The organism is Belliella calami (assembly GCF_022549695.1).
In the GTDB taxonomy this organism is placed as follows: Bacteria; Bacteroidota; Bacteroidia; order Cytophagales; family Cyclobacteriaceae; genus Belliella; species Belliella calami.
This window is the reverse complement of the sequence record NZ_JAKZGS010000019.1, coordinates 1-22,909: the sequence shown is the minus strand read 5'-3', so window position 1 is coordinate 22,909 and position 22,909 is coordinate 1. Positions and strand designations below refer to the sequence as shown.

At 37.1% G+C, this 22,909-nt stretch carries 23 protein-coding genes and 1 tRNA gene; 5 read left to right on the top strand and 19 right to left on the bottom strand.

What is annotated here, in order from left to right; genetic code table 11:
- Nucleotides 1-62: 62 nt before the first annotated feature.
- From MM236_RS17070 to MM236_RS16990, 17 genes are all read right to left on the bottom strand, one after another.
- Entirely contained in the window at nucleotides 63-671 is a 609-nt protein-coding gene (locus tag MM236_RS17070) for a DUF6714 family protein (RefSeq protein ID WP_241276206.1), read from the bottom strand.
- A 26-nt stretch (nucleotides 672-697) separates the two neighbouring features.
- A complete protein-coding gene (locus MM236_RS17065; RefSeq protein ID WP_241276205.1) occupies nucleotides 698-1,237 on the bottom strand; it encodes a hypothetical protein in 540 nt (179 codons plus the stop codon).
- A gap of 56 nt (nucleotides 1,238-1,293) precedes the next feature.
- Nucleotides 1,294-1,941, bottom strand: coding sequence for a hypothetical protein (locus MM236_RS17060; protein ID WP_241276204.1), 648 nt, complete (start codon nucleotides 1,939-1,941; stop codon nucleotides 1,294-1,296).
- A gap of 55 nt (nucleotides 1,942-1,996) precedes the next feature.
- Nucleotides 1,997-3,079 (bottom strand): SPFH domain-containing protein, encoded by a 1,083-nt coding sequence (locus tag MM236_RS17055; RefSeq protein WP_241276203.1) that lies wholly within the window; start codon nucleotides 3,077-3,079, stop codon nucleotides 1,997-1,999.
- Between the two features lie 58 nt (nucleotides 3,080-3,137).
- A complete protein-coding gene (locus tag MM236_RS17050) occupies nucleotides 3,138-3,707 on the bottom strand; it encodes a DUF6620 family protein (RefSeq protein WP_241276202.1) in 570 nt (189 codons plus the stop codon).
- Nucleotides 3,708-3,728: 21 nt separating this feature from the next.
- Entirely contained in the window at nucleotides 3,729-4,514 is a 786-nt protein-coding gene (locus tag MM236_RS17045; RefSeq protein ID WP_241276201.1) for a hypothetical protein, read from the bottom strand.
- A 624-nt stretch (nucleotides 4,515-5,138) separates the two neighbouring features.
- Nucleotides 5,139-5,837 (bottom strand): LytR/AlgR family response regulator transcription factor, encoded by a 699-nt coding sequence (locus MM236_RS17040; RefSeq protein WP_241276200.1) that lies wholly within the window; start codon nucleotides 5,835-5,837, stop codon nucleotides 5,139-5,141.
- A 1-nt stretch (nucleotide 5,838) separates the two neighbouring features.
- Nucleotides 5,839-7,626: a histidine kinase gene (locus MM236_RS17035; protein WP_241276199.1), complete on the bottom strand. Its 1,788-nt coding sequence runs from the start codon at nucleotides 7,624-7,626 to the stop codon at nucleotides 5,839-5,841.
- Between the two features lie 127 nt (nucleotides 7,627-7,753).
- On the bottom strand, nucleotides 7,754-8,299 hold the full coding sequence (locus MM236_RS17030; RefSeq protein ID WP_241276198.1) for a hypothetical protein: 546 nt from the start codon (nucleotides 8,297-8,299) through the stop codon (nucleotides 7,754-7,756).
- Nucleotides 8,300-8,597: 298 nt separating this feature from the next.
- Nucleotides 8,598-9,008 (bottom strand): GxxExxY protein, encoded by a 411-nt coding sequence (locus tag MM236_RS17025; RefSeq protein ID WP_241276197.1) that lies wholly within the window; start codon nucleotides 9,006-9,008, stop codon nucleotides 8,598-8,600.
- A gap of 285 nt (nucleotides 9,009-9,293) precedes the next feature.
- Nucleotides 9,294-10,178 (bottom strand): DUF6892 domain-containing protein, encoded by an 885-nt coding sequence (locus MM236_RS17020; RefSeq protein WP_241276196.1) that lies wholly within the window; start codon nucleotides 10,176-10,178, stop codon nucleotides 9,294-9,296.
- 367 nt (nucleotides 10,179-10,545) lie between these two features.
- Complete coding sequence (locus MM236_RS17015; RefSeq protein ID WP_241276195.1) at nucleotides 10,546-11,130, bottom strand: hypothetical protein; 585 nt, start codon at nucleotides 11,128-11,130, stop codon at nucleotides 10,546-10,548.
- A 10-nt stretch (nucleotides 11,131-11,140) separates the two neighbouring features.
- Nucleotides 11,141-12,217: an SMI1/KNR4 family protein gene (locus tag MM236_RS17010; protein WP_241276194.1), complete on the bottom strand. Its 1,077-nt coding sequence runs from the start codon at nucleotides 12,215-12,217 to the stop codon at nucleotides 11,141-11,143.
- A gap of 324 nt (nucleotides 12,218-12,541) precedes the next feature.
- Nucleotides 12,542-13,279 (bottom strand): 3-keto-disaccharide hydrolase, encoded by a 738-nt coding sequence (locus MM236_RS17005; protein WP_241276193.1) that lies wholly within the window; start codon nucleotides 13,277-13,279, stop codon nucleotides 12,542-12,544.
- 1 nt (nucleotide 13,280) lies between these two features.
- Nucleotides 13,281-13,706, bottom strand: coding sequence for a c-type cytochrome (locus tag MM236_RS17000; RefSeq protein WP_241276192.1), 426 nt, complete (start codon nucleotides 13,704-13,706; stop codon nucleotides 13,281-13,283).
- Nucleotides 13,707-13,731: 25 nt separating this feature from the next.
- Nucleotides 13,732-14,784 carry a sugar phosphate isomerase/epimerase family protein gene (locus MM236_RS16995; protein ID WP_241276191.1) on the bottom strand — a complete coding sequence of 351 codons (1,053 nt, stop codon included), beginning with the start codon at nucleotides 14,782-14,784 and terminating at the stop codon, nucleotides 13,732-13,734.
- An 89-nt stretch (nucleotides 14,785-14,873) separates the two neighbouring features.
- The gene (locus MM236_RS16990; protein WP_241276190.1) at nucleotides 14,874-16,043 is read right to left on the bottom strand and encodes a Gfo/Idh/MocA family protein; all 1,170 of its coding nucleotides are present in this window, start codon (nucleotides 16,041-16,043) and stop codon (nucleotides 14,874-14,876) included.
- A gap of 284 nt (nucleotides 16,044-16,327) precedes the next feature.
- Between MM236_RS16990 and MM236_RS16985 the strand changes: the two genes are divergently transcribed.
- The 5 genes from MM236_RS16985 to MM236_RS16965 are packed head-to-tail and all read left to right on the top strand — an operon-like array spanning nucleotide 16,328 to nucleotide 21,696.
- Entirely contained in the window at nucleotides 16,328-17,563 is a 1,236-nt protein-coding gene (locus MM236_RS16985) for a nucleoside permease (RefSeq protein ID WP_241276189.1), read from the top strand.
- Between the two features lie 5 nt (nucleotides 17,564-17,568).
- Entirely contained in the window at nucleotides 17,569-18,444 is an 876-nt protein-coding gene (locus tag MM236_RS16980) for a hydroxypyruvate isomerase family protein (RefSeq protein WP_241276188.1), read from the top strand.
- A 30-nt stretch (nucleotides 18,445-18,474) separates the two neighbouring features.
- On the top strand, nucleotides 18,475-20,151 hold the full coding sequence (locus MM236_RS16975) for a GMC oxidoreductase (protein ID WP_241276187.1): 1,677 nt from the start codon (nucleotides 18,475-18,477) through the stop codon (nucleotides 20,149-20,151).
- A 22-nt stretch (nucleotides 20,152-20,173) separates the two neighbouring features.
- Entirely contained in the window at nucleotides 20,174-20,731 is a 558-nt protein-coding gene (locus MM236_RS16970; RefSeq protein ID WP_241276186.1) for a gluconate 2-dehydrogenase subunit 3 family protein, read from the top strand.
- A gap of 56 nt (nucleotides 20,732-20,787) precedes the next feature.
- Nucleotides 20,788-21,696: a sugar phosphate isomerase/epimerase family protein gene (locus MM236_RS16965; RefSeq protein ID WP_241276185.1), complete on the top strand. Its 909-nt coding sequence runs from the start codon at nucleotides 20,788-20,790 to the stop codon at nucleotides 21,694-21,696.
- Nucleotides 21,697-21,781: 85 nt separating this feature from the next.
- On the opposite strand, the gene MM236_RS16960 is transcribed toward MM236_RS16965, so the two are convergent.
- Both MM236_RS16960 and MM236_RS16955 read right to left on the bottom strand, forming a co-directional pair.
- Nucleotides 21,782-22,435 (bottom strand): MCP four helix bundle domain-containing protein, encoded by a 654-nt coding sequence (locus MM236_RS16960; RefSeq protein WP_241276184.1) that lies wholly within the window; start codon nucleotides 22,433-22,435, stop codon nucleotides 21,782-21,784.
- Between the two features lie 342 nt (nucleotides 22,436-22,777).
- Nucleotides 22,778-22,851, bottom strand: a tRNA-Lys gene (locus MM236_RS16955).
- Nucleotides 22,852-22,909: the final 58 nt, after the last annotated feature.

Sequence of the window (22,909 nt, the reverse complement as noted above, 5' to 3'; positions counted from 1 at the left end):
GTTGTTTAAGATTTTCTCCTTTGTCATCTATTTTTTTTTATTATCAAAGCCTTTCGGGATTTTCATAATATACGATTTCCCCAAAAATCTCTTGCTTTTTGCAAAGCGATGTATGCTTTATCGTTTAAAAATTCGCTTTCATCTGACCCAAATTGGATAGAATATTCTTGGTATTTTTGCTTAACGATGTTCATTTTATACTGAAAATAAGTAGCGATACATTTTTTTTGGTCGTGGTTAAGTGCACTCAATTTATTGTCTCCAAATTTATTTTCATACTTACCATTTGCCCAAACTTCAAGCGGTCGGCTTAAATGAAAAGCAATATCAACCATCATTTTATGCGGAAATTGCTTTTGGATAACTTCATCATCATACCCAATATCCATAAGCAACCAAAGCGGTAAATAGTAGCGAAAACCCTTGGCATCGATGTAGTTAATGATATCTCCACAATCGATTAAATTTTCTAAACTTACTTTTTGCCAATCGTTACGTTCGTCGTTTTTTGCTTTGTCAAGACATTGCTTTTCCCATTCCTTATCTTCTAACGGATTATCTTCTGCTTGAGCTTCCCAAAGTCCAATGCCTTCTTCGAGTTGTACACCATCAAAAGCTGAATAAATAAAGGCAACCAGCTTTTGTTTTTTAATGGTACGTTTGCTGTTCATAGCGATACATTTTTTAAGTTGGTGCCTTATTTCCTTTGTTGTATTTCGATAATGGTGTCTTTGTTTTCGCAAATAATTTTAATCCTGTTTAAACCAAATTTCCCCGAGGTAATTATGTGTTGGTTTGTAAATTCAAAATCTTCAATTCCGTCATTTGCATTTGTATCCTTTTTCACTTCAACTATTGGTGTAATTTCAATTATACGGTTAACGTTTTGTGTGCTGTCTTTATTAATTCTTTCGGATATATGCACTTCTTTTATGTTGGGTCTCCAATGACCATCATAATTTATTTTCCCTTTTACCGTATAAGAAATCAATGCTTGATTGTTGAATAGGTGCAAATTGTTTTCTACAACAGTTACCTTAAAATCCTCAATCACTAAATCTTTTTGATGTGCCCACCAAGCAACATTGTAAGTTATTGGTATTTCCATTTTGGGTAAATCAGGTGCATTTGACAAAATTCCTTTTCTGCCACAATCAGTGAGGTAGAGATAAGCCATACCCAAAAAGAGTGCTATTGCTAATAGTATTACCACCATTATTTTTAGTGTTTTTTTCATATTATTTTACGCTCAACCTTTTACCAAAATGCCTTTTAGCTGTTTGTATTTCTTCACTAACAATATCCATTAGTCATAAGAATATTTAGCTCCAAAATATTCATTTCCATATCATTAGACAGAACACCCAACACCAAATCTCTTCCATTACTTTCGAAATAGCCAAGTCGTGTGTTATCATTGTCCGAGTTAAAGCAATCTTCAGTTGTCCAAAGAAAATTTGGTGCAATATTATAAAATGTAAGTTCCCTACTTTTATGTGTCTTTATATACTTTACGAAATTGTCAACCAATTTTTCTGCTTCGGCTTTATCCAGTTGCGTTCCTAATGGGCTTTTGCTAAAATGTATTCTTTCTCCTGTTAGCAGGTCAACAAGCAACTCTTTTGCATTGTCGGTTGAAATGCTGTTAATCTCTAGTTCTGTCCTGCCATTCCAAGTAGTTCCAGGACGTTGGAGCATTATCATATTGTCTTTACAATTTTTTGAAAGGAACGAACTAACATAATGTTCCCAGCCTCTATTAATGTCGCTTTCAACCAAAGTGAAATGAAAAAAACCTGTTTGTAATTGTTTTAACAAGAACGCATTAATATCAAATGTGGAAGGCGAATTAATGTTAAAATGAAGCCACGCCGTATTTGAATTTGCACTTTTGTCCAAACTGTCGAGTAAAATTTCTATTTCGCTTTTGTAGTCATTCATAATATGACGGCTAATTAATTTATCCAAATAAGATGCACACCTCGAATTTTAAATCCTATGACAACAACTTCGCTTTCGCCTCTTTAAATTCCTGCTCGTCAATCAAGCCTTCGTCAAATAGCTCTTTCAGTTCTTTGAGTTTGGTTTTTAAATCTTGAGTTGGAGGAGTTGGATTGATGTTTTGTGCCATATTCATTCCGGCAAACATTCCCATTGATGCTCCGGCAGTGCCTTCGTTTTTTGCCAAATCTCGCATTGCTTTGAGTTGTTGCATTTGGGCATAATCGACCCCGGCAATTTTTGAGGCGTGAACATCTGCCTGAACATTGGAAATTTCGTTGATCCGCTGATTGGTTTCTTCGTCGAAAGAAGTGCCTTCAATACGAAAATCGATTAAAGAAAAGCCTAAATTTTCAAAAACGGAAAGCGATTTTTGCTGGGCTTCTTTTGCAATTTCCTCGATATGGCTGTCGATTTCGGCATAGGAAAATTTGGCGTTGGCGAGATAGTTGGAAATAGGTTGCGTAATTCGCGACAAGAACAATTCCTGCAATTCGTAGCTGAAATAATCTTCCTGACCGGCCAAAATGTTTACAAAAAACGACTTGACATCTGAAATACGGATTGAATAATTGCCATAACCCCGCAAATGTACCGGAAAAGCATACACAGGATCGTTGTATTTAATCGGAAGTCGGGTTCCCCAACGGATGTTGTTGATATCGGCTTTGCGGTAAAACCAAATGCCCACTTTATGCTCACTTTCAAAGGCGTTCAGCACTTTTTTCATCGTGGTGAAAAAGGGCGTGTTTTCAGTTTTCAGGTCATACAAACCTTCTTCTTCATAAATGCCTTCAATTTTTCCTTCGTGGGTAAAAATACAGCCTTGTCCGGGTTGCAGAATAAGCCTGGAGGCATTTTTAATCTCGTCGCCTTTGTCGGTAAATTTATAAAAAAGCTGAAATTCCTGCGGTTTTTCCCATTGGATGACCGACCGTAATTGCTCTTTAATGGTTTCTTTGATGTTCATTTTTTTATCGTTTGATGAATTTTGCGTTAGGGGTTGTAGTGGAAAGCCCACAGGCAAGCGAACTATTTTTTGCAGGCGTGGCAAAGCGACCAAAGAAGCTCTTGCCACAACTCGCAAAAAAAGTTTGATTGACGAGGACTTGCAACGGAAAACCCGCCCGAACGCCCTAAAAATCTATATCGCCAGCTAAATCTGCCTTGCTGTCTTTATAATGATTATCCCAATGGTTTTGCCATTTTTCACTGATTTGGGTAATGGTGTCGTAATTGCGTTTCAGCTCTTCTGGCGAAAGATTTTCGTCCATCATCTGGTGTTGCATCTGGCTGTAATGTTGCCCAACCGATGACCAACTTTGCAGGGTAAGTCCGTGGTTTTGCAACACCTGAATACCATCGATACCCACATCGGCACCTTTGGACATTTGCCAGAAAATCTGTTGATAAGCATCAAAATCTGGAACGATTGCCAAGGCATCTGCCAACGACATTGTTGTAGCACCGGCATTGGCAAACTTGCCTTGTTTTGGGTTGGTGAAATATTCGCCGTATTTGGTGGCGATGTTCATATCTTCGGCCATCATATCGCCCAATTTTGCACTCCATTCGTCAGTGGTTTTTTGCCAAACCGGCAATTCAATTCCCAGTACATTCAGCACTTCGTTTTCGGGCATTCCGCCGGCTAAATTGGCACAGGCACAAGCCCAATCTTCAAAAGTTACTCCGTTAATAGTTTCCATAATTTGTTTATTTTTAAAGGATTAGTATGATTTTTTATGTAGATTTTCGTACTGTTCGTATTCTGTTTTTTTGCGTTGCATATCGGCACCAAAACGGTCTTTGGCATCGTTGTTCAGCTTCATTCTTTCGGTAAAAAAGGTTTCGTAGTAAGTGAAATAATCGGTTTTGTATTTTTCCCACAACTGCTCCACAACCGGCGGACGCTGGCTTTGTATCACATTGAGCGAGTTTTGCATTTGCAGATACAAAGGCTCGCATTTTTTTGCCACGATATTGTCTATGATATTGCCACCAATTTGGGCATATTTGGTGTCGGGCGTGAAGGTATTGGTTGCCTGACAATAGTTGCAGGTGACATAATGTGCCCGAAAAACATTGCTTTGTATGGCCAAAGGCGAATGACATTGGGTGCAAAAAAACTGCTGGTTTGCCGACTGAATAGCTTGATTGTAAAAGGTTTGCGATAAATCGGCTTCTAAATTACGTTCAAAATGGTCTAGTTTGGTAATCAGGAAATAGGTAAAATTGCTTTCGTGCAGTTCTTTTGGCACATCGAAATTGGTATGCAAACGCAGTTGCGGATACACTTTTTCTTCCCAAGTTTGGGTTACACTTTTGGAGATGTCATAAATCTGCGATTTGATTGCCATCCAGGTTTTCATCACTTCATAATAGTCGTATTTGCTTTCTACAAGCAAATCTTTGCAGACTTCCTCGGCTTGTTGCAACGATTGGTCAAAACGCTGTTCTATCTTTTGCAGATAGGCTTTCCAGCGGTTAATGGTTTCCTGTAATTCGTGGTTCATTTTTCGGCTTTTATGATGGCATCGATGTTCATAAACGGTGTTCGGCAATAGTTGCAATGCACCAAATTGGTGTTAATGGGCCTTGGAGCTCCACAGCTCTTGCAGGTTTTGGTTTCCATATTTGCTTGGTGTTTAATGTCATCATCAAACATCTTGGTTTTGGAAACCTGCACGTTTTGGACTATTTTTTTGAACGGATTGGACACGATTTTATAATTAAAAAAACTACAATTGATTTATGTTTAGACTTCTTAAACCACATAGTCACATAGTGAACATAGTATTTAAACTTTAAAAACCACATAGACACATAGAGAACATAGTATTTAAACTTCTTAAACCACACGTATCCGCCTTTGGCTGGATAGACACATAGTTTTTACCGATTAGCTTCTATGTTTTCTATGTTACTATGTGGTTTATATTTTTTTTTACCACACTTGTCCGCCTTTGGCTGGATAGTCACATAGAGAACATAGTGTTTGTTTGTCTTAGGTGCTTATTTCGGTTTTATTAAATAATTACCACTCAAAACATAGTGTAGCTAAAATAGCTTTATTATGAATGAAATTCACAAAGGAATTGACAACCGTAAAGAATGGATTGAAAAGCGTGTTGTTTTCTTTACAGTAGGGATTTCAACAGTTGCTTTTTGCGGAAAGAAACAGGAACTTCATCATTGTTGAGCATTTTCACGCTATTGCTTTTGACCTCTGAAATTTTGGAAAAAGCAATAAGATGCGATTGATGACAACGCACAAAATGGTATTCGGCTAACAATTCTTCGTAATGCTTGATGTTTTTTGAAACCAGTATTTTCTGATTTTCTGTTACAAATAAAGTGTAAGCACCGTCTGCCTCAAGCCGGATTATGGATGAAACAGGAATGATATGATTGCTATCGGTGGTTTTTAAAACAATTTTTTGCTCGGAAAGTGATTTTTCTAAAGGAATAATCGGGTTGGTTTTTCTTGTGTTTTTTGCCCTTTCAATGGCTTCTTTCAGTTCGAGCGGATCGATAGGTTTTAGCAAATAATCTATCGCATTAAATTTAAAAGCCTTTATGGCAAAATCGTTGAAAGCGGTTGTGAAAATCAATGAAAAATCTTGCTGGTCAATTGTTTGCAAAAGTTCAAAACCGTTGCCGTCTTTGAGCTGGATGTCTAAAAACAGCAAATCGACCGTGTTTTTATTCAGAAATAAAGAAGCTTCTTTTATGGTATCAAAAATAGCCCATACTTGAATTTCGGGTGCAACGAGCTGAAGCATCTTCAAAAGTGCTTTTTGTGCATTGATTTCGTCTTCTACAAGAATGGCTTTCATTTTATTGGTATTGGGCCAAAGTTAATAAAAAAGTCACTTCGGTACCGGAACCATCCGCTCTGTTTTGAATGGAAAAAGTAGCTTCGTCATTGGCATTGTTGAGCTTCAAACGGGTTTTGATAATTTCCAAAGCGTGCAGTTTTGCATCGTGTTTTGGGAAAAAACCTTTTCCGTTGTCAATGATTTTGAAGCGAATTTGCTCTTTATTTTGTTGCACAACAAGGATTTCAATTTTTCCTTTATGGGAAATGTCTTTGAAACCGTGCTCAATGGCATTTTCTACAAAGGGTTGCAACAGCATCGGCGGAATTTTGATGAAATCAGGACTTATCCTTTCATCAATTTTAAATTCATATTCAAACTTATTTTCAAAACGCATTTGTTGTGTTGCCATATAGTTTTTCAACGCATCCAAATCTTCTTCCAGGGTGATGAATTCCTTTTGTGTAAAATCGAAATTTTGGCGAACGAGCTTGGCAAATCTTGAAATGTAAGTTGCCGTGTGTAGCGGATTATTTTCCATCACTTTATTCTGAATGGCGGTCAGGGCATTAAAGATAAAATGCGGATTCATTTGCGAACGAAGGATTTTTTGTTCCAGCAATGCTCGCTCTTTTTGGCGAACTATTTCTTTTTTGGTATGACGCTGATAAAAATAAATCCCAAAGGCAAATGCCAGTAAGAAAACAGAAACCGCAATCCATTTATAGGTAATGGTTTGTTGCTGTTGTTCTCGCCATTTTAGTTCGTTTTCAAGTAATTGTTTGTGCGTATCAATAAGCTGTAGATTTTCTTGCCTTTGGCGTTGCATAATCTGCGTGTCAATGTGTTCAATAGAAACCTGATAACGTTGTGCGATGTTAGGAATGTTTAGTTCTAAACTGTTTTTCAGCAACGACTGATAAATTGATTTTTGAATATCAAGACGACCTGTTTGTTGCTCAATTTCGAGTGCTTTTAGCAGGGTTTCTTGTTCGTTTTTATATTCCTTTTTTTGATGTTGTAAAAGTGCCAAAGAAATCAGCGGATTGCTATTTTTTATCCCTAAAGAATCGTTTAGTGCAATGGCTTTGGTGAAATAGGTTGTCGCTTCCTCGGTATTGTTCAATTGGTTATAAACAATCCCCAAATTATTATAAGATTTGGCTACAGAAGCTAAATCTTTCAGCTCAAAATTGAGGGCTAAAGATTTTTCGTTGTAGCGAATGCAAGCTTGCAAATCGCCTTTGTTTCTGTACAAAATAGCGATATTGTTGTAGGTAATGGAAAGCTCTGCAAGGTTCTTGTTTTTTTTGTGATACTGTTCTGAAATCTGTAAATAAGCAATCGCTTTATCCAGTTGCCCTAGCTTGAAATATACATACGAAATGTTATCGTTCGCTTTTACAATAAGCTCTTTGTTGTTTAACACTTCGGCTCTTTGCAAGGCACTATTGGCATATTTTATGGCGTCAGTTTGTTTGTTCAGATTTGAAAAATTGTTAGACAGTTGAATTTCAACATTCAGCAATTCCTCTGCTTGTGTTTTGGCATCAAAGCCTTTTTGTGCTTTTTCTAAAAAATCAATAGATTTTTCAATATCGTTAAGGTTTTGGTAGGCATAACCCCGCTCTCTGTGCAAATATGGAAGAAGTGAATCTTGCATTTCTTTGGCAAACAAAAGCTTGTCGATCTCAATTATGGCTTTGGAAGGGTGGTTATTTCTTAATTCAATAATAGAATCCAAAGAAACCTGTGCCTGCACTTGCAGTCCGAAAAATAGAAAAAGTAGGTAGGATATTATTTTCATTGAGAACAAGTGTTGATTTCTATTGGGTCAAAACAATTATTGAGTTGAAGGTTGAAACAAAGTACTTAAAAAATGCTACCGACATCATCTTTTTTTAAGAAAACTGAATAGCAAATGCCCATTCTTCTTAATTCAAACTTCCAAATTTTTTAGATGTGATTTCGCTTTGCTTGGTTACGGCTATTGAAGATAATTTTCCGAAACCGAAATAAACTGTGGCTATGTCGATCAATTTTTCCTCTTTCACATCAAATTTACCATTTTCCAAAAGTTTCAAATAACAAATTTCGTGGGCAATAGCGGCAATGACCCAATCGGCATACTCAAAAACGGATGCGTCTATGTTGAAAGCAAATCGTTTGATGTTGCTTTGATAGTCTTTCAGCGTTGCTTTTTTATTGTTTTTAAACCTCAAATAAATCGCGTTTGGGTTTTCAACATCTTCCTCCGGATAATCGCTGTAAAACATCAGTTCGATGCGATTGGGATTTAAGCCAATGTGTCGGGCAAGCACTTTCAGTACATTATCAGAGGCTTTGAAAGGGTCTTTCCAAGAAAAAGGAAAATCAGTTTCTGTAGGTTCAAAAATCTTTTTTTCCTGCGTGTCAAATTCAGGAAAAGCTGATTGGAGTTGGAGGAAGTAGTTGTTTATTTGTTGTTCTGTTTTATTCATACTTTCTTTTTTTTACCACACGTGTCCGCCTTGGGCTGGATAGACACATAGTTGCACATAGTTTTTTACCGATTAGCTGCTATGTTTTCTATGTTACTATGTGGTTTATATTTTCTACCACATAGACACATAGTTGCACATAGTTTTTTTGAGCACCTAGCTTTTATGTTTTCTATGTGACTATGTGGTTTTAATTTTCTACCACACGTGTCCGCCTTTGGCAGGATAGACACATAGCTACACATAGTTTTTACCGATTAGCTTCTATGTTCTCTATGTTACTATGTGGTTTATATATTTATTTTTCATCCAAACCTCTATATTTCTCCGTTACATAAGTTTTTTGACCATTGTGAAAGATGTTGGTGCAATTGAAATTGACTAAAATTCCTTTGGGTGCGTCTAATAACTTCAAGTACGTCATTAACTGTGCTTCGTGTATTGGCAGAACCGCTTCAACGGCTTTTAATTCTATAACCAAGCAATTCTCAACATAAAAATCTGCTCTCAATAACGCATCCAATTTTACATTTCGGTACTCTACAGGCACAATTAGTTCAGAATTAAAGCGTATTCCCTGAAACTTAAATTCCTCCATCAAGCATCTATGGTAAACGCTTTCTAATAAGCCTGGCCCTAAAGCATTATGGACACTTATGCAGCATCCAATTACTTTATAAGTTAAATCATCTAAATACTTCTTTGTCATAGTTTTCTGTTTTTTCTACCACATAGTTACATAGTTGCACATAGTTTTTTTACTTATCTTCTATGTTCTCTATGTTTCTATGTGGTTTGTTTTTTTCTACCACACGTGTCCACCTTTGGCAGGATAGACACATAGCTACACATAGTTTTTACCGTTTAACTTCTATGTTCTCTATGTTCCTATGTGGTTGTTTGTGTTTTGATATTCCGTGTATTGCAAGGTTATTTCTTTGTTTTTTGGGCTGTTTTGTTCCATCAAACTGTTCGTTGCTTTCATTTAAAATAGTTAAAAAAACTGAACATCAATTCCATTTTCTCTTAATAGATTGATGCTTTCTTGTTGTTTTTCTTCCTGCTCTATTGCTTTAAAAATGGTTAATTTTTTAAGATTGGGAAATTGTAAAGCATCCGCCAAGTTAATGATGTCATATTGATCATCTTCACCTGTCCAAAAGCGCTGAATTTCGCCATAAATCAAATTCCCTGCATCTTGGTACAAGTTTTCTACTTTTGCAGCTTGATCTGTAGTGATAGGCAATCTTTCAAAAAAATCTGTCACTTCTGCAATCTCTTCATACCCTTCTTCTTCTATGTCGATACTCCGTTTTTTATACCATTCGGCAAATTCATACAAATCAAATTTTGGTTTGAGGATCTGCTGCTTATACATCAATTCATCAATAACCAATAGTTTAAATTTAAAGTCTTGAAACGCTACGATAGGTTGCTCTGTAGTTTTTATCAAATACTTATCAGCCGGGATTTCTTTGCGGTATTGGTAATTAAACTCGAAACAAAAACCAAACGGCTCAAAAGTTTCAGCATATTTAAATTGGCGGAAAACCATTTTTTTCCAGGTTATTTGCTCAACTTTTTCAGTAGTAATTTGCTTGTCATCAATAGAAAGAGTGCCTTCAAAGAAACTTCTTGATGCATTTTCCTTTTCAATGGGATAAGGTTTTTGCAAAAAATGAATGCGGTATATTTTATCCCAAACCCCATAATCTGTATAAATACCGAGATGATCCCAAACGCATTTCCAATTGATATTATAATACAATCTGCTGGGCTTGCCAAAAATTGCTTCTAATTTTTGACGGTGTACCGGAAATTCTATTTCAGTATCATTGATGAAAAGTTTGCCGCTTTGGACTTTGACATTTATTTTCATATAGTATATAATTATATCACTTAACTTCTATGTTCTCTATGCTACTATGTGGTTTTCATTTTTCTACAACACGTGTCCGCATTTGGCAGAATAGACACATAGTTGCACATAGTTTTTACCGTTTAGCTTCTATGTTCTCTATGTTACTATGTGGTTTATATTTTCCACTACACGTGTCCACCTTTGGCAGAATAGACACATAGCTACACATAGTTTTTTTGAGCACATAGCTTCTATGTTTTCTATGTGACTATGTGGTTTATATTTTCCACTACTCGTGTCCACCTTTGGCAGAATTGACACATAGCTACACATAGTTTTTACCGTTTAGCTTCTATGTTTTCTATGTTACTATGTGGTTTTATGATTATTTTCCATAGTATTTAATATAAAATTCGTCAGGTATTTCACTACTAAAATGGGTAGCGTTTTCTTGTAAAAATTTGTTGAGTTTTTCTGTGTGTTTGTTCCAACTTAATTGTACCAAATAAGGATCAATGCGAAGCACGGTACCAGCTTCATCATCTACAAAAAACAGCGTTGGGAGTTCTTGATTGCTGTTGCCTACTTCTTTTTTATCTTGGTTTTGGCTGTGGATTTCCTTAAGTTTTTCGGTATTGTTGTTTAACAAATGTGTGAGGTAATCTTGCAGGGTAACGCTGTTATTTACCTTTATATTTTGAAGATAAAGGTTGAATAAGGATTGAAATTCCTTGTTTTTTTCTGAAGTTTCGCCATTGAAATAGCTGTAATTGTACACCGAAGGAAATTGTTCGTGTTGTGTAGAACCGCCGTAGTTCCCGGATTTGACATAGCCTGTTGCCATAGATTTGATAAAACGTGTCATATTATTTTGTTTATTTAAAGATTGATTATTTTGTTTTTGAGCAGAACAACTTGAACAACTCACAGCCAAAATGCTTAATAGAAAAAGTGGAATAATTTTATTCATTTTTTTGCTTTTAAAGGTTGATATTTCCAGAGATTAATTGTTGTAAAAAATCTTCCATACTTCCTGCAATCAAGCTGATTTGACTTGTATCTGCTCCAAAAGCAATAATTTGTCCCGATTTCCCCTGAATACCCGGAGCATAATCTATCGCATAAAAATTGCCACCTCCCGTACTGTAAAACGGCACCCAATAGGGATTGGTGTAAACACAAATGGTTTTGAGCCCATCGGCTTGATTGTTACCAGTAAGGTCTTCCAGCTTCCAATTTGGATCATCATAAATTCCTTTCCAGATTTTCCATTCTGCTAGGATTTTTTGGGCGGAAAAAAAGCCTGTGTTTTCGATACCGTTATGAAAGTTGAGCAAGATTTTTAGCACTTCAGGAAATTGATACTTTGCGAGCGTTTCAAATTCGCTATACACCTTTTCATTGTTTTCAGGTGGATTTGGAATTAGGTTTTTGGACTGAATAAACTCGTGAAATAATTGTTGTAAAGCTTCATCATTCACCACTTCATCATTTGTTCTGACATAGTTTTGAATGAATTGGTCTTTCTCGTTGGTCAATGCGGCTTTATTATAATCGGCAGGTGCTTTTTTGTGAAGGTAAGCTCCAGTTTCATTTGGTTTGTCGTCATAAAGAACACCTATGCCACTTTTTACAGAAAAACTTCCTTTCCCAAATTCAACCAAATACCTTTCATTTGGATCTGGTTCGCTCTTGAAAAAACTATCCGAAAAAGCATCTTCTTGTTTTTCAAGAATATTATCCATCCACGCTTTAAAATTGCCGGAATTAGGAAGCTGCATCGCCACAATTTCTTGTTTTGCCAAATAGGCAAATGCCGTATAAGTTTGATTTTCTTTGGGTGTAAAAACCAAAAGTTTCAGCACATTACTATGCAGATGTAAAGTCAGTTTTTCCAGCAAAATATCCCTGAAAGCTTTGTGGTCAAACCATTGAGCTCCTTCATATTTAAAAAAAGGCTCTGGAATAGCAGCAATTTCTATGGTGTTAAATGGAATATCAGCAAGCTGTAATTGCTGAAGTTGGTGGTTGCAGGGGATGGATTTTAGATTCATCATAATTTTAAAATAGTTTTTTTATGATTAAAAAATCTTTAAACACTTATTTCTAAGACATCAAAGCTCTTTGAAAAGTAGAACTTTAAAACAATAGAACAAAGAAGAAACAGATCTGAGGAATAAAAATGCTCAAAAAACAAAATTTAAGCAAAAACTTTTTCAAAAAAACGCAATTAGGTAAAAAAAACAAACCCCTGAAAACGCTTTCAGGGATCCATTGCAAGTAAAGAGTTATTAATTAATTAAACTTATTCAAAAATAAAGAATTTGGATGACCTGTGAAAGTCTTCCAAGCGCTTTATGGATATAAATTTCTAATTAAATCTAAAGCTTCTTGATTTCAATATTCCTGAACCAAACTTCGTCTCCATGATCTTGAAGTGCGATCTTTCCAGTTTTGAATGTACCAAAACCCGGCATGTCTTTAAATTTGCTTTTCGAAATCAACTCTTCCCACTCAGGAGTCCAAAGGGTTGTCTCTACTACTTTTGTACCGTTTAGATGAAGTTCAAGATTACCATCTTTGGAAACTATCTCTGCAAGATTCCACTCCCCTACTGGTTTTACAGTTTCTTCAGAAGACTGAATTAAATCGTATAAATCCCCTGCTCTGTGAGTGGTGATTTTGGCATCCGGGTGTCCATCATTATCCAAAACCTGCATTTCCATTCCTGTAGACCATGGGTACGGATATTCTTCTGATTCATGGACATAGAAGATGATCCCGCTATTTCCATCTTTGGCAATTTTCCATTCCACCTTCAGGTGAAAATTATCAAACGCTTCTTCTGTCAAAATATCCCCTCCGTCACCAGTTTGCCATCCATCTTTATTTTTTGCATCTAAATAAATAGCTCCATCTTGAATTTTCCAAGCAGCCCCCACCTCACCTCCACCATACTTTTTCCAGCCATCAAAAGAATCCCCATCAAAAAGGCTAATCCATTCTGACTCTACTTCAATAACTTCATTTTCAATGGTCACTTCCCTTACCTCTTGGCTTCCACCACAAGCAAAGGTCAAAGCCGAAAGTGCAAAAATCGAATATTTAAGAGTTTTCATTCTATCTTTTTAATAGTAATACATACTTAATCATATCTTCCACGTCAGATCTCTCCAAATGTGGATGCGAAGGCATCTGAATCTCTCCCCAATTTCCTACATTCCCGTTGATTACATGATCAGCGAGCATTGATACATTTTCTGGCGTATTTTCATATTTCTCTGCAACATCTGCGTAAGATGGTCCAACTACCTTTCGCTCTAACATGTGACAAGCCGTACATCCTGCTTCTTTGGCTTTCAATGATCCTGTAATAAAAATCGGGTCATCTTTGTACTTGTCTTCCAAGCTCACTTTTACTTCTTGAGCGGGAGCGGGAGTAGAATTGCTGGCAGTTTCCGTCGATTCTTGGCTACCGCCTCCACAAGCATAAGCCAAAGAAGACAATGCAATAACGCCAATAGAAAAGGGTTTAAATAGTTTCATTTTTTTAATTATTTATTTATGGTTATTAAATTCCTAATATTTTTTTATTAAAATCTTCATCAGCTCCTGATCCTGCAAAGTCATCAAAGGCCTTATCTGTAACTGTAATAATATGGTCAGCTATGAACTGAGCGCCTTCGATCGCACCTTGCTCTGGATGCTTGATCGCACACTCCCATTCTAACACTGCCCAACCATCGAAGTCATACTGCGAAAGTTTGCTAAATATACCACTAAAATCCACCTGACCATCTCCTAGTGAGCGGAATCTTCCTGCGCGATCTACCCAGCCTTGGTAACCACCATACACTCCTTGCCTTCCTGTGGGGTTAAATTCGGCATCTTTGACATGAAACATCTTGATCCTATCATGATAAATATCAATGAATTGCAAATAATCCAAACATTGCAAAACAAAATGGCTCGGATCATAAAGTATATTTGCTCGCTTGTGGTTATTTACTTTTTCCAAAAACATTTCAAATGTAATCCCGTCGTGCAAATCTTCCCCTGGATGTAACTCGTAGCAAAGATCTACACCATTTTCTTCGAAAGTATCTAAAATAGGTAACCATCTTTTGGCTAGCTCTGCAAATCCGGTATCAACCAGTCCTGCAGGTCTTTGTGGCCATGGATAAACTGTATGCCACATCAATGCCCCGGAAAATGTTGCATGCGCCGTCAAACCAAGATTTTTTGAAGCTTTCGCTGCATATTTTAACTGCTGCGTGGCCCATTCTGTCTTACCCTTTAAGTTTCCTGCCAAATTTGCGGGGGCAAATCCATCAAAAAGCTCATTGTAAGCAGGGTGAACAGCTACCAACTGGCCTTGAAGGTGAGTGGAAAGTTCTGTAATTTCCAATCCCGCTTCATTGACAATACCTTTGATCTCGTCAGCATAAGTTTGACTTTCCGCTGCTTTTTGTAAGTCTATCAATCTGCCGTCCCAAGATGGGATTTGTACTCCATAGTATCCTACTGATGCCATCCATTCGCAGATACTTTTCAAATCATTAAACGGCGCTTTATCATCAGCAAATTGTGCCAAAAATATAGCTGGCCCTTTTATAGTTTTCATAAGTTAGTGTTTTTAGGTTTTAGGTTTAATTTTAGATTATTTTACTGAGCGATAGAGAAGGATTTAGACCCTATGAATCGCTAAATCAACTACTTTTCAACAATAAACGGAGTCCATTTTTGGTCTGAGGCTGAACTTTTCAAAACATGGTCAACAAATGCCATTCCCCGAATACCATCTTCAGCTCCTGGAAAATCAAGCCATTCTTTTTTTGGTTCAACACCATTCTGCTTGGCATAAATACAGCGAGCAAAATTCCTGTATATGTTAGCAAAGGCCTCCATATATCCCTCAGGATGTCCAGCTGGCGTCCGTGTATTCTCTTGAGCTAAAGAAGAAAGATATGGCGAACCAGCTCTATAAACTTCGTCAGGCTTATCCGGCCATCTTAAAATCAAAGAATTGCAATCTTCCTGCATCCACTCCAAGCCACCTTTGTCACCATAGATCTTGAATTTCAGATTATTCTCTGCACCGGTGTCTATTTGTGAAGCTGTAAGGATTCCAGAAGCATTATTTTCAAATCGCATCAATACAGCGCCATCATCATCCAATAGTCTTCCATCGACTTTGACATCCAAATCTGCACAAATTTTCGCCACTTTTTGGCCTGAAACATATTCTACCAAATTGAATGCATGCGTTCCTATGTCACCAAAACATCCAGAAGCTCCACTTTTGCTCGGGTCTGTCCTCCATTGTGCCTGCTTATTATCCTCAGATTCCAACAACTTCCATAGCCAACCTTGAGGATATTCTACGTAAGCTTTTCTTACCTCCCCAATTACTCCATCTGCTATCATTTGTTTGGCTTGCTTGACCATGGGGTAACCCGTGTAAGTATGGGTAAGGCAAAATATCCCCTCAGCCTTCTCTATAATGTGGAACAATTCTTTCGCTTCATCATAATTTAAAGTCATAGGCTTGTCCAAAATTACATGAAAGCCCATTTCCAAAGCTTTTTTTGTTGGATCAAAATGTGCGTGGTTTGGAGTTACAATACTCACAATATCAATTCTTTCAGAAATTGGCAATTGAAGCTCTTTTTCAAACATTTCATCATAAGAACTATAAACCCTATTTTCATCAAGCATCATTTCTTTTCCTGTCTGGGCTGACTTCTCTGGTTTGCTGCTGAAAACACCAGCCACGATCTCTATAAGTCCATCCATCAGCGCCGCATTTCTATGAATAGCACCTATAAAAGAACCCGGCCCCCCACCTATCATTCCCATTTTTAACTTTCTATTTTTCATCATGTTGATTGTTTTGCTTTTATTCGAATATTAAAAATTTTGAATTTTGATACATTAGGGATAAATTATCAATTATTTGATCTTGAAAACCAAATACAATAAATGATATAACGGAAAACAACATTATAAACGGTAAATGAATGGTTTTTACTTTTTACTTTGTTGCAATTTTGTTCATGAAATTTAAAATTAATAGAAAAAGCCTAAATATTAAACTTAAAATTAATAGTTTGCCATTTCATTCTAGTTCAATTAACATTATCCAAACCTATTAACCATCAAAATTAATGAGTACAGGAATTCGCTTTCGTCTCTCTTTCATGATGTTCCTTGAGTTTTTCATATGGGGATCATGGTTCGTCACCCTCGGTACATTTCTAGGAGCCAATCTAAATGCAACAGGAACCCAAATAGCAACTGCATTCTCAACTCAATCATTGGGGGCTATCATTGCTCCATTTATTATTGGCTTGATTGCCGATAGGTATTTCAATGCAGAAAAAATATTGGGATTACTACACTTGGCAGGAGCAGGACTTATGCTTGCCATGTACCAATCCGCGGATTTTGTAAGCTTCTACCCTTACCTATTATTATACATGATCTTGTATATGCCAACTTTGGCCTTGGTCAATTCCGTATCTTTCAACCAGATGAAAGATCCTGAAAAAGATTTCTCTACCATTAGAGTTTGGGGAACTATCGGCTGGATCGTAGCAGGTCTCTCGATCAGTTATTTGTTTACTTGGGATTCAGTGGAAAACATGGCATCTGGATTTTTGAAAAACACATTTATGCTTGCGGGAATAGCCTCTTTGATTTTGGGTATCTTCTCATTCACCTTACCTAAAACTCCTCCAAAAGCTGATAGAACCCAGAAATTGAGGATTTCAGAAATTTTAGGTTTTGATGCACTTAGTTTATTAAAAGAAAGAAACTTTGCCGTTTTCTTCGTTTCGTCAATTTTGATCTGTATTCCTTTGGCTTTTTATTACCAAAATGCCAACCCATTCTTGGCAGAGATTGGTGTAGCAGACCCAACTGGTAAAATGACAATTGGTCAAATTTCAGAAGCACTTTTCCTTTTGCTGTTGCCAGTATTCTTTAAAAGATTTGGTTTTAAAAAGACTTTGTTGCTTGGGATGATTGCTTGGGTACTCAGGTATATTTTATTTGCAATAGGAGATGCTGACAGTGGACTGTTTTTATTGATTATCGGTATAGCACTCCATGGAATCTGCTATGATTTTTTCTTCGTATCAGGTCAAATTTATACTGATTCAAAAGCAGGAGAAATATTCAAATCGTCAGCACAAGGGCTGATAACCTTAGCTACATATGGTGTAGGGATGTTGATTGGATTCTTTGTGGCAGGGAAGGTTTCAGACATGTATCTAGCAGCAGATGGTACACACGATTGGCAGTCTATCTGGATGATCCCATCCGGAATAGCCGTTTTTGTGGTGTTCTTTTTCCTTATTTTCTTCAAAGACGAGTCCAAAAAACAATCAAACCTTTCTTAACCAAAATGAATCATATCAATAGAAGAACTAGCGTAAAAAAAATGATAGTGGGTTCGCTAGCTGCTAGTGTCCTTCCTTTGATCAAGCTTAATGCTAGCCCTATGAAAAACTCAAACCTGAAAGGAAATGTCAACCATGCTGTATGTGCATGGACTTTTGGACATTTATCTTTGGAGGAACTTTGCAAATCAATCAAGAAAATCGGATTTAACGCCATAGATCTAGTTGGTCCAAAAGATTGGCATATCCTTCAAGCCAACGGCGTGGATTGTTCTATGTGCAATGGTGCTGAAGTTAGTCTCGAAAAAGGTTTTAACAATAAAACCTACCATGAGCAACTTGTCAAAAACTATACTGAAATAATTCCACTTGTAGCAAAAGCGGGGTACAAAAACCTAATTTGCTTTAGTGGTAACAGAGATGGAATGGATGATGAAACAGGACTTCAAAACAGTGTCGAAGGCTTGAAAAAAGTGATTGGACTCGCTGAAAAACACAAGGTAACCCTAGTCATGGAGTTGCTAAATAGCCGAATAGATCATCCTGATTATATGTGTGATAAAACATCTTGGGGAGTTGAGCTATGCAAACGACTTGGTAGTGACAATTTCAAATTACTCTATGATATCTACCACATGCAGATAGATGAAGGCGATTTGATACGCACAATCAAAAACAGCCACCAATACATCGCCCATTACCATACGGCTGGCAATCCTGGAAGAAATGAGATCGATGACTCCCAAGAAATCAATTATCCGGCAGTAGTAAAGGCAATCTTAGAAACTGGCTTTAAGGGATATATTTGTCAGGAGTTCATGCCAAAAAAAGAAAACAAACTTGCCTCTTTGGAAGAAGCAATAAAAATATGTGATATTTAAATAAGAAGAGATAGCTTAAAATCAATAATTATGGCAAATCAATATGATGCAATAGTTGTCGGATCAGGAATAAGTGGTGGTTGGGCAGCGAAAGAATTAACCGAAAAAGGGTTAAAAGTCCTCTTACTGGAAAGAGGTAAAAATGTCGAACACATTAAGGATTACAAAACCGCAACAACTCCTCCTTGGGAAATTGCCCACAGGGGAAGAAGAACTGTCGAAATGACGGAGAACCATCCCAACCTTCGAAGAGACTATGTTCTCAATGAGCTAAACTTAGATTGGTGGGCACATGAATCAGACTCTCCTTATGTTGAGAAAAAACCTTTTGCATGGTTTAGAGGAAACCAAGTAGGTGGCCGATCGCTTCTTTGGGGTAGGCAAAGCTACAGACTGGCAGATCTTGATTTTGAAGCAAACTTAAAAGAAGGAATTGCAGTGGATTGGCCAATCAGGTACAAGGACATTGCGCCTTGGTACAGTTACGTAGAGAAATTCGCTGGGATTTCTGGTTCCAAAGATGGAATACCACATTTACCAGATGGTGAATTCCAAAAACCAATGGACCTTAACTGTGTAGAAAAGGATGTAGCTGCCCGTATCAAGGAAAAATATGGGACTTCCAGGTATATGACCATCGGCAGAGTTGCCAATATTACAGAACCAATTCAAGCAAGGACAAATTGCCAGTACAGAAACAAATGCTGGTTAGGATGTCCATTTGGTGGATACTTCAGTACTCAGTCTTCCACTTTGCCTGCAGCAATGAAAACAGGTAACTTAACACTAAGACCTTTTTCTGTTGTCAGTAGGCTACTTTATGACAAAGACACAAAGAAGGCTACGGGCGTTGAGGTGATTGATTCAGAGACAAAAGAAGTAATCGAGTACAACTCAAAAATTGTTTTCCTTTGTGCCTCAGCATTTGGATCAACCTCAATTTTGATGAATTCAGCAACAGACATTTGGCCTGACGGTTTGGGTAGCAGTTCGGGAGAACTCGGCCACAATGTAATGGATCATCATTTCAGATTGGGTGCAAACGGCACCATGGAAGGATACGATGACAAGTACTACTTTGGCAGAAGACCTAATGGAATTTATATTCCTAGATTTAGAAACATCGGGGAAGACAAACGAGATTATGTAAGAGGATTTGGATACCAAGGAGCTGCCAGTAGATCAGGTTGGAGCAGAAATGTTGCTGAAATGAACTTCGGAGCACCACTTAAAGAAGCCTTGAGCGAGCCAGGACCATGGAGTATGGGAATCACTGCTTTTGGTGAAATCTTGCCATACCATGAAAACACTATCAAACTCAGCAAGACTGTAGTGGACAAATGGGGTCTTCCAGCATTGGAAATGGATGCTGAGATCAAAGAAAATGAGATGAAAATGCGAGTAGACATGAAGAATGATGCTGCAGAAATGCTGGAAGCTGCAGGTCTGAAAAACATCAACACCTTTGATTCTGGCTACACATTTGGACAAGGTATTCACGAAATGGGTACAGCAAGAATGGGTAGAGATCCAAAAACCTCAGTACTGAATGGAAACAACCAAGTTTGGGACGCTAAAAATGTGTTTGTTACAGATGGAGCTTGTATGACCTCAGGTGCTGCACAAAACCCATCATTGACTTATATGGCTTTGACTGCTAGAGCAGCTGCTTTTGCAGTTGAGGAACTAAAAAAAGGTAATCTATAATAATCAACAAAAGGAAACTATTATGGCAATGAATAGAAGAGATGCAATAAAGAGTTTTGCCTTGATGATGGGTGGAGCTATGGTTGGAGCCAATGTAATCCTGACCGGATGTGCTCCTGAAGATCAAATTGTAGGCCTGGATTTCACTCCAGAGCAAATCGCTTTTCTTGATGAAATTGGAGAAGCAATAATACCTACCACTGATACTCCTGGAGCAAAAGCTGCAGGAATTGGTGAGTTTATGGTAATGATGGTCAAAGATACCTACAGTGGTGAACAGCAAAATGATTTTGTTTCTGGTCTGAATAATTTGAAAAAAGATTTCAAATCAGCAAATAACAACGAATTCATGGATGCTACTTTAGAACAAAGGACTGCATTTTTGAATGAAATGAACCAAAAAGCTTCGACAAGCGAGGACAAAGAACCAAAAGTCATCGGTATGCTAAAAGACCTGACAATACTTGGATACTTTACGTCCGAGATTGGTGCCACCCAACAATTGCGATTTGTGGAAGTTCCAGGGAGATTTGATGCATGTGTAGATTACAAAAAAGGTGATAAAGTATTTGCGATCTAATTCTTTTAAATCTTGGAGAGGCTTTGAATAGCCTCTCTTTTTAATTCAGACCAACCATGAAAAATAGAAGAAAATTTATTCAACTAAGTGCGGCTATGGGAATGGGCGCATTTTTACCCCTCCAGTTTTGCAGTCCAAAAAAGGAAGAAGGTGCTGAAATCGCAGAAAGCGAGACTCTCATATCAGCTTCAAAAGAAACACTTGCTGCATTTGGTATCCAACTCTATTCTGTAAAAGAAAATATGGCTGAGAATGCCTCTGAAACCATTAAATCACTTGCAGGATATGGCTATAATCAGATCGAAGGGTTTGATGGAGGCAAAGGGATATTCTGGGGTATGAAAAACACAGAGTTCAAAAACCTAACGGATGATTTGGGATTGGATTTTGTTTCTTCGCATGTGAATACATATAAGGACCTTGATAGAATCGCCGGAGAGGCTGGTGAGATTGGCATGAAATACCTTATCAATCCTTATGTAGGTGCCCAAAAGTCAATGGATGATTTCAAGAGGATTGCAGATGATTTCAACAAACAAGGGGAGATTTGCAAAAAAAATGGGGTAAAGTTCGCTTACCATAATCATGGATACACCTTTGTAGATTTTGATGGCCAAATTCCACAAGACTACCTTTTGGAAAACACAGATCCAGATTTAGTTGATTTCGAGCTTGATCTTTACTGGGTATATACAGCTGGTTATGATCCTTTAGAGTATTTGGCAAAGCATCCTAACAGATTCAAGTTAGGCCATGTAAAAGACAAACAAAGTGGCCTCGACAAATCCGAACCAGATGGATCTACCTTAGTAGGAACAGGAGTATTGGATTTCCCTTCAATTATCAGAAAAGCCAAAGACAATGGAATGGAATATTTTATTGTAGAGCAAGAAAGATATGTTGATATCAGTCCAATGGAAGCTGCTGAAAAAAATGCTACTTATATGAAAGGTTTGGAGTTCTAATTAAACGAAAATAAGCCCCAACCTTAGAATAAAAAAATCCCTGGCTTAAGCTCAGGGATTTTTTTATTGGTTCAAACTAGCAAAATCAATCTATTAATTCAGACTTAATATTTCTGGAAGTATATATCAAGAGATAAATTATAAGTAAAAGAATCACTAAGGCTGCAATTTCGAATTGAGCCCAAATTCTAGATCTAGTAACTACTTTTTCAGAATTTACTGCAAGCTTATGGCCTTCCTCAAGTTGGATAAGTGAAAGTCTTTCTAAGTCTTTAATGGCTCTTTCTATAAAACCATTATAAATATGTACTTGCTTTTCATTGATACCAGTCTCATCTGAGTACAAAAGTTCATAATCTGCAATCCTTAGATTTGATTCAATGATTTCTCTGAAATCTTCCAGAAAAATCTCTTCCGAATCAGTTAGGTTTGTCTTTTCAAAAGTCGCAACAGTTTTCAAGATGTTTTCTTCATATTTCTCTATGTCTTCTATAACATGAGAATAATCAGTCTCTTCCCAACAATGATTTACGAGCAATTTGATCCTAAAAAGATTTTCAGAGATAGTAAATATATAACTTTCAACAACTAACCTGTCTTCATAAACAGAGACAAAAGAGTCCTCAAGTTCAGTATAATTTTTCCGATCCATAATATTTTTTCCAAATATTATCAAAAGCAAAAAAGTTAGAATAATAGCTGCCTTAAGCTTATTTGTTAAAGATTTAGGGGTTTTCATAACTTTTTGAATCTGGGTTTATATGCCACGCCACTAAGATAGGTATGAATATCATACAAAGCTTTAATTAAACAAAAGAAAGCTTTAAAACCTAAATTATCAATGAAAATGAGTATTAAAAATGCATTCAAGAGGTTTCAATAGAAAAGGCATTAGACTAGCTGGAAACAGTGAGCTCAATTGGTGTTTTTGTGCTCAAGCCAGTCCATCTTCCGGAGATTGGTCGGCTCTTTCTTAAATTCTTTCATTTTATAAATTTTCTTGCATCCATTAACTCTTTCAGTAAATTAAAAAGAACAAAACCACAAAACAAAAAAAGCCTCCCAAATTAGGAGGCTTTTGTGATTCCGCTGGGATTCGAACCCAGGACCCTCCCGATAAAAATCGGGATGCTCTACCAGCTGAGCTACGGAATCATTATTAAATTAAATGGAGCATTTCTTTTTTTCGAAATGCTCCATTGTTCATGGTCTG